We start from the raw sequence: 7,433 nt of genomic DNA, 5'->3' as shown, positions 1-7,433 counted from the left end.
TATAGCTATTCAAAATAACCACCTTTGCGTGTCAACATGAGAGCTCCTACGCTGTAAAGAAAACTGAGCAGTCAAATGACTCTCGTAAATAGTAGTGATGCAACGGATATTAGCTGTATATGGTTAATTGAAGAGCCTCGTAACTGTTAATGCGAAATCAATGTTGATCGGTTAATATGCACACCTAATACGTGAACGAAGGATGTAGTGCGATGCTAAAAGTGGCAATCAATGGCTTTGGTCGCATTGGCCGAAATGTACTTAGAGCGCTTTATGAAAGCGACAAAAATAATCAAATACAAGTTGTGGCCGTTAATGAGCTAGCCCAACCCGATGCGATGGCGCACCTATTACAATATGATACAAGCCATGGTCGATTCGGCAAAAAGATCACCCATGATCAAGAGCACCTCTATATTCACCACCATAACGGTGACAAAGATGTGGTGCGTATCTTACACCTTGCAGAGATCAGTTTGCTGCCTTGGCATGATTTAGAGGTAGATATTGTTCTAGATTGTACCGGCGTCTTCGGTAACAGAGCGGATGGTCAGCAACATATTGATGCTGGCGCAAAAAAGGTGTTGTTTTCACATCCAGGTGATCACGACATGGACAATACCATTATCTTTGGTGTTAACCATGAAACCCTTACGCAGCAGCATAAAGTCGTGTCGAACGGTTCATGTACCACCAATTGCATTGTTCCAATTATTAAAGCGCTTGATGATGCGTTTGGAATAGACTCTGGCACCATTACCACGATTCATTCCGCCATGAATGATCAACAGGTCATCGATGCTTACCATAGTGACCTGCGACGAACACGAGCGGCCAGTCACTCCATCATTCCAGTCGATACAAAACTTCATAAAGGAATTGAACGGATATTCCCGAAATTTTCTAACAAGTTTGAAGCGATTTCTGTCAGAGTTCCGACAATTAACGTCACCGCTATGGATTTAAGTGTAACTATAAATACGAATGTGAAAGTTAATGACGTAAATCAAGTCATTATTGACGCATCTCGGTGTACATTAGACGGCATTGTTGACTATACTGAAGCTCCACTGGTTTCGATAGACTTTAACCACGATCCACACAGTGCCATTGTAGACGGGACTCAAACTCGTGTTAGTGATGGTAGATTGGTCAAAATGTTGGTTTGGTGTGATAACGAGTGGGGTTTTGCTAACCGTATGTTAGATACTGCTTTAGCAATGCAGGCATCCCAGTAGCATCAGGGTGCCATTTGGGTAAAATATTAATTTTGATGCTTGAAATTAATATTCACGAGCCCAATATAAGTAAGCAGTTGATGAATTCAAAAACTCGGCAAGAGGCCGGGTTTTCAAAAACTTTATTTATTTTTTAGTTGAGAGGACTAAACATGTCTGTAATCAAGATGACTGACCTGGATCTAGCAGGTAAACGCGTATTTATCCGTGCTGACCTGAACGTTCCTGTAAAAGAAGGCAAAGTAACTTCAGATGCTCGTATCCTAGCATCGCTACCAACCATCAAGCTTTGCCTAGAAGCGGGTGCTAAAGTTATGGTGACTTCTCACCTTGGTCGTCCTACTGAAGGCGAATACGCTGAAGAGTTCTCTCTACAACCTGTTGTTAACTACCTAAACGACGCACTTGATTGCGACGTTAAACTCGCAAAAGATTACCTAAATGGCTTAGAGCTAAATGCTGGTGAGCTAGTCGTTCTTGAGAACGTTCGCTTTAACAAAGGCGAGAAGAAAAACGAAGAAGAGTTATCTAAAAAATACGCAGCGCTTTGTGACGTTTTCGTCATGGACGCATTCGGTACCGCTCACCGTGCTCAAGCATCTACTCACGGCGTAGGCATGAACGCACCTATCGCATGTGCTGGTCCTCTTCTTGCGGCTGAGCTAGAAGCTCTCGGTAAAGCAATGGATAACCCAGCACGTCCGCTTGTGGCGATTGTTGGTGGTTCTAAAGTATCAACTAAACTGACCGTTCTTGAGTCTCTATCTAAAATCGCTGACCAATTAGTCGTTGGCGGTGGTATTGCAAATACATTCATCGCTGCTGAAGGCCACAACGTAGGTAAGTCTCTTTACGAAGCAGACCTAGTTGAAACCGCGCAGAAGCTAATGAAAGAGTGTGCAATTCCGGTTGCCACTGACGTAGCGTGTGCAAAAGCATTTGATGAAAACGCAGAAGCAGAAATCAAAAACGTGGCTGATGTTCAAGACGACGATATGATTTTCGATCTTGGTCCAGAATCAACGGCTGCTCTAGCTGAAATCATCGGCAATGCGAAAACGATTCTTTGGAATGGCCCAGTAGGCGTATTTGAATTCAAGAATTTTGAAGCAGGTACAGCGGGTATTTCAAAAGCGATCGCTGAATCAGCTGGCTTCTCTGTAGCGGGCGGTGGTGACACTCTTGCAGCTATCGACAAGTTTGGCATTAAAGCTGACGTATCTTATATTTCTACTGGTGGTGGCGCTTTCCTTGAGTTTGTTGAAGGTAAAGTACTTCCTGCTGTTGCCATGCTAGAAGAGCGTGCTAAAGCATAATTACCTATAGAGCGGGCTTATTAGTCCGCCCTTATCTATGCTGCAATGAGTGATTAACTTTGATACAATGCCGCCCATTGTGAGCAAACGATTGCCATTTTTTATTTAAAACGACAGAAAATAGGACTTATTCCATGTCTAAGATCTTCGACTTCGTAAAACCAGGTGTTATCTCTGGCGATGACGTACAGAAAGTATTTGAAGTAGCAAAAGAGAACAAATTTGCACTTCCTGCGGTAAACGTAGTTAACACTGACTCTATCAACGGTGTTCTTGAAGCAGCAGCTAAAGTGAAAGCTCCAGTTGTTGTTCAGTTCTCTAACGGTGGCGCTGGCTTCTTCGCTGGTAAAGGCGTTAAGCTTGAAGGTCAAGGTGCACAAATCCTAGGTGCAGTTGCAGGTGCAAAATACGTGCACGCTGTTGCTGAATCTTACGGTGTTCCAGTTATCCTTCACACTGACCACGCTGCTAAGAAATTACTTCCATGGATCGACGGTCTTCTAGATGCAGGTGAAGAGTTCTTCGCTCAAACGGGTAAGCCACTATTCTCTTCTCACATGATTGACCTGTCTGAAGAGTCTCTAGAAGAGAATATCGAAATTTCTGGTCAGTACCTAGCTCGCATGGCGAAAATGGGTATGACTCTAGAAATCGAACTAGGTTGTACTGGTGGTGAAGAAGACGGCGTAGATAACTCTCACATGGACGCATCTGAGCTATACACTTCTCCAGAAGACGTAGCATACGCATACGAGAAACTGAACGCGATTAGCCCACGCTTCACTATCGCGGCTTCTTTCGGTAACGTACACGGTGTTTACCAAGCGGGTAACGTAGTACTGACTCCAACTATCCTACGTGATTCTCAAGCATACTGTGCAGAGAAGTTCGGTATCGCACCTAACGCTCTAAACTTCGTATTCCACGGTGGTTCTGGTTCTTCTGAAGCAGAAATCCAAGAGTCTATCGGCTACGGTGTTATCAAAATGAACATCGATACGGATACACAGTGGGCAACTTGGGACGGTATCCGTACTTACTCAGCGGATAACTTTGATTTCCTACAAGGTCAAATCGGTAACCCAACTGGCGAAGCTGCTCCTAACAAGAAGTACTACGATCCACGCGTATGGTTACGTGCAGGTCAATCTTCTATGGTAACTCGTTTAGAGAAAGCGTTCGCTGACCTAAACGCTATCGACGTACTATAAGTTTAAATCTTATAAGATTTAACTAATAGACAGTTTAATAAGCCGCTCACTAGAGCGGCTTTTTTTATGTGCGCTGAAAAACGTGGTAATGAATAGGAAAAAACTGGCGTAAAAGCATATGATTGCGTAACATTTTGTGAGGTAATGTAAGTTGTTATTCATAATTAAAATGATTTCGCGATGCGTCTTTGCTAGAAGCACTAATAATTGTCGTGTTGTGCTATTGGCTCAGATTGACCGTGTGACGTTTTTTACTTCAAGAGGTAAGCAATATGGCTGGTGAGTCATTAGACTTAGAAACTCCGCTCGTTGATGGATTGTCGAAAGCAGAACAATGGTTAACCAATAACTCCGATTTGCTGCTTCAATATGGTGTCAATATTATTTCAGCGGTGCTGATTCTATTTATTGGTAACATCGTCGTTAAGGCAGTAGCAAACAGCGTCGCTAAGGTTCTGAAAAGCAAGAACATGGATAAAGCGGTTGTTGAGTTTATCCATGGTATCGTACGCTACACGCTATTTGTCATTGTGCTTATCGCAGCGCTTAGCCGAGTCGGGGTACAGACAGCTTCTGTAGTCGCTGTAATCGGTGCGGCTGGTTTAGCGATTGGTCTCGCACTTCAAGGCTCTCTATCTAACTTCGCAGCAGGAGTCTTAATTGTGGGTTTCCGCCCATTCAAGTCCGGAGATTATGTAGAGATCGGTGGCGTTGCTGGCTCTGTTGAAGCGATTCAAATCTTCCAAACCGTTTTGACAACCCCAGACAACAAAATGGTAGTGGTGCCTAACGCGTCGGTGATTGGATCTCCTATCACGAACTATTCACGTCATGCCACTCGTCGCATCGATCATGTCATTGGCGTTTCTTATGGCTCAGATCTTAAGAAGACTCAAGAAGTGATTCGCAGAACATTAGAGGCCGATGAGCGTATTTTAAAAGATCCTGACATTACCATTGGCGTTATCGCGTTAGCGGACTCTTCTGTTAATTTTGTCGTGCGCCCATGGGTGAGAACCTCAGATTACTGGGCCGTTTATTTCGATTCACTCCAGGCCATCAAAGAAGAGCTAGATAAAGAAGGCATTGAAATACCATTTCCACAAATGGATGTGCATTTAAACAAAGCAGATGCGTAGTGCTATTCAGTTTACAAAAAAAAGGTGAAGTATTGAGCTTCACCTTTTTTTATGATGCTGATTAGGGCGAGTATTACGATGCAACGAGCCCTTTGATGAGCATTGTTGCAATGGCAAACATCATCGCGGCAACGGCCAAATCAATGCCTTTTTTCACCTTCGGTTGAGACAGCGTTGGGCCGAGTTTTGCGGCCCCCATAGACAATGAATAGAACCAGACAAATGATGCTAGTACGGTGCCAGCAGCAAAGGCAATTCTATCATCCCCTTCGAACTGCCCCCCGATTGAACCAAGAATCACAACGGTGTCGAGATAAAGGTGAGGGTTTAGCACTGTCACAGCCAAGGCTCCCAGCACGACAGTACGCCTACCTCGTGCCAGTACTTCACCGGATGATTCCTCTACGCTAGGTTTTTTAAATGCACTTGTAAGAGATAACAAGCCGTAACCGATTAAGAAGGCAATCCCTCCTAGTGTCACTGCAGTAAGCAACAGTTCATTTTGCGATAAGATCGCGCCACCCCCGAATATCCCAAGGGAGATGAACGTCATATCTAACAGACTGCAAACCGTTGCGGTTGTCAGATGGTGATTACGTTTGATGCCTTGGTTTAATACATAGGCATTTTGTGCGCCAATGGGAATGATCATTGTTGCACCTAAGCCAAAACCTTGAAGAAGCACCCAAAAATTCACGTCGTTATCCTTTAAATCGTCTAAATAAGAGCGTGAGAATAGCGATTGAGTTATGATTAGTTAAGTTAATAATTTTAATGACATATAAGTATTGCTAATGGTGTGGGTATGCGAGGACTAGACTACAAGTGGGTTGAGGCGCTAGACGCAATTGTTGAGCATGGTAGCTTCGAAAAAGCGGCTGAACATTTGTACATTTCTCAATCTGCTGTATCTCAAAGAGTAAAGCAACTTGAAAAGTGGCTAGCACAGCCAGTATTAGTAAGAGGGCTGCCACCACGACCGACGGCGGTCGGTAAGAAGCTATTAGGATTGTATCGTCGCGTACGACTACTTGAGCAGGAGTTGGTTCCTGAGCTAGCTTCGGAGTTGGGAGACAAACCGCTATCTGTTTCGCTAGCCACTAATGCTGACAGCTTAGCGACATGGTTGCTTCCAAGCCTACACGAGTTGCTACAGACCAAGAAAATAGGATTAAACCTCATTGTCGATGATGAAGGGCGAACAATAGAGAAGCTCAAAAATGGTGAAGTCGTTGGTGCTATCAGCTTAGAGTCTCAGTCTATACTAGGCTGTGTTGCAGACTACTTAGGGCGCGTCGACTATTTATGTGTTGCGAGCCCTGAATTTATTCAACGCCATTTTTCGCAAGGTGTGAATCGAGAAACGTTGATGAAGGCGCCTGCGGTCGCTTATGACCAGCATGATAAAATGCATCAGAAATTCGTCAATCAACATTTTAATATTGCACCGGAACGTATTTTAAAGCACACAGTGCGCAGCTCTGAGGCCTTTGTCAAACTCGCGTTATCAGGCGTGGCCTATTGTCTTATCCCTCGCTTGCAAATTGAAGAGGAACTCGCAGAGGGAAGATTGATTGAAATCACGCCCACGATACTGTTATCACACCGTATCTACTGGCACCATTGGCAGTTGGAAAGTGGTGTTCTAGGGGATGTTTCTAAAGCGATTATTGAATATGCCAGAGAGTTTTTGCCTCAATAATTCGAGCCTCTAAGGAAAAGCCGATCACGAGGAACTAATCGCCGACTATAGTGACTTAAAGATAATGTATGAGCGTTAACAAAAGGAAGTTCCTAATGAAGTATGCATTTTGTATGACCTCGCTGGCTTGGTGTTTAGCTGCGGCACCGACATTAGCCACTGTGCCTGATTTTCCCCACATTGTGACTACCGGTTATGGTGAGGCTATTGCAACGCCTGATATGGCTGAATTCTCGGTGAGAGTAGTGCAATCTGAGTCGAGTGCCGAGCAAGCAAAACAAGCTGTTGATAAAGTCGTTGAGGCGTTTCTAGCGCAGTTGGTGAAGCGAGGAATAAATCGAGAGGATATCCAAAGCTCCAATCTACATCTTTCCCCACAATATAATTACCCCGAAAAAGGTCAGGCAGAGCTATCTGGATACCGGGCCTCGCGCAGTGTCATCGTGCAGGTTCATGCCTTGGAGAAGTTAAATGATACTCTTGATTTGGCGATGCAGTCGGGGATAAATCAAGTGGACTACATTCGTCTAAAAGTCAAAGAGCAGGATCGCTATCAGCAACTAGCTCGTAAAGCAGCCATCGAAGATGCCAAAGCAAAAGCGATATCTTTGGCGATGGGATTTGACCAGCAGCTTGAGAGGATTTGGAAAGTTGAATACCGTCAACCACATTCTCAACCCGTGGTTATGCGTAATATGGCGATAGACAGCCGAGCAGAATCAAAAGGTTATCAAGATTCAAGTATCGTAATACGTGATCGTGTCGATGTCATATATCAGATGAACGATTAGGGTGAACAAACCTTAACAAAAAGCCCTCAATTGAAA

At 44.1% G+C, this 7,433-nt stretch carries 7 protein-coding genes; 6 read left to right on the top strand and 1 reads right to left on the bottom strand.

Annotated elements, in window-relative coordinates:
* Positions 1 to 212 precede the first annotated feature (212 nt).
* From epd to mscS, 4 genes are all read left to right on the top strand, one after another.
* Positions 213 to 1,238: an erythrose-4-phosphate dehydrogenase gene (gene epd / locus LNL84_RS19475; protein WP_244359520.1), complete on the top strand. Its 1,026-nt coding sequence runs from the start codon at positions 213 to 215 to the stop codon at positions 1,236 to 1,238.
* A gap of 152 nt (positions 1,239 to 1,390) precedes the next feature.
* Positions 1,391 to 2,554, top strand: a complete 1,164-nt coding sequence (locus LNL84_RS19470) for a phosphoglycerate kinase (protein WP_244359518.1) — start codon at positions 1,391 to 1,393, stop codon at positions 2,552 to 2,554.
* A 134-nt stretch (positions 2,555 to 2,688) separates the two neighbouring features.
* On the top strand, positions 2,689 to 3,765 hold the full coding sequence (fbaA, locus tag LNL84_RS19465; RefSeq protein ID WP_244359516.1) for a class II fructose-bisphosphate aldolase: 1,077 nt from the start codon (positions 2,689 to 2,691) through the stop codon (positions 3,763 to 3,765).
* 272 nt (positions 3,766 to 4,037) lie between these two features.
* Positions 4,038 to 4,904 (top strand): small-conductance mechanosensitive channel MscS, encoded by an 867-nt coding sequence (mscS, locus tag LNL84_RS19460; protein ID WP_244359514.1) that lies wholly within the window; start codon positions 4,038 to 4,040, stop codon positions 4,902 to 4,904.
* Between the two features lie 73 nt (positions 4,905 to 4,977).
* Here the strand turns inward: mscS and LNL84_RS19455 are convergent, their stop codons facing one another.
* Positions 4,978 to 5,601, bottom strand: a complete 624-nt coding sequence (locus LNL84_RS19455) for a LysE/ArgO family amino acid transporter (protein WP_244359512.1) — start codon at positions 5,599 to 5,601, stop codon at positions 4,978 to 4,980.
* A 108-nt stretch (positions 5,602 to 5,709) separates the two neighbouring features.
* Between LNL84_RS19455 and LNL84_RS19450 the strand changes: the two genes are divergently transcribed.
* Together LNL84_RS19450 and LNL84_RS19445 are read left to right on the top strand one after the other, a co-directional pair.
* Entirely contained in the window at positions 5,710 to 6,606 is an 897-nt protein-coding gene (locus LNL84_RS19450; protein ID WP_244359510.1) for a LysR family transcriptional regulator ArgP, read from the top strand.
* A gap of 95 nt (positions 6,607 to 6,701) precedes the next feature.
* Positions 6,702 to 7,397: an oxidative stress defense protein gene (locus LNL84_RS19445; RefSeq protein ID WP_244359508.1), complete on the top strand. Its 696-nt coding sequence runs from the start codon at positions 6,702 to 6,704 to the stop codon at positions 7,395 to 7,397.
* Positions 7,398 to 7,433 lie beyond the last annotated feature (36 nt).

Source organism: Vibrio gelatinilyticus, from assembly GCF_022836845.1.
Taxonomy (GTDB): Bacteria; Pseudomonadota; Gammaproteobacteria; order Enterobacterales; family Vibrionaceae; genus Vibrio; species Vibrio gelatinilyticus.
This window is presented reverse-complemented; position numbering and strand designations above follow the sequence as displayed.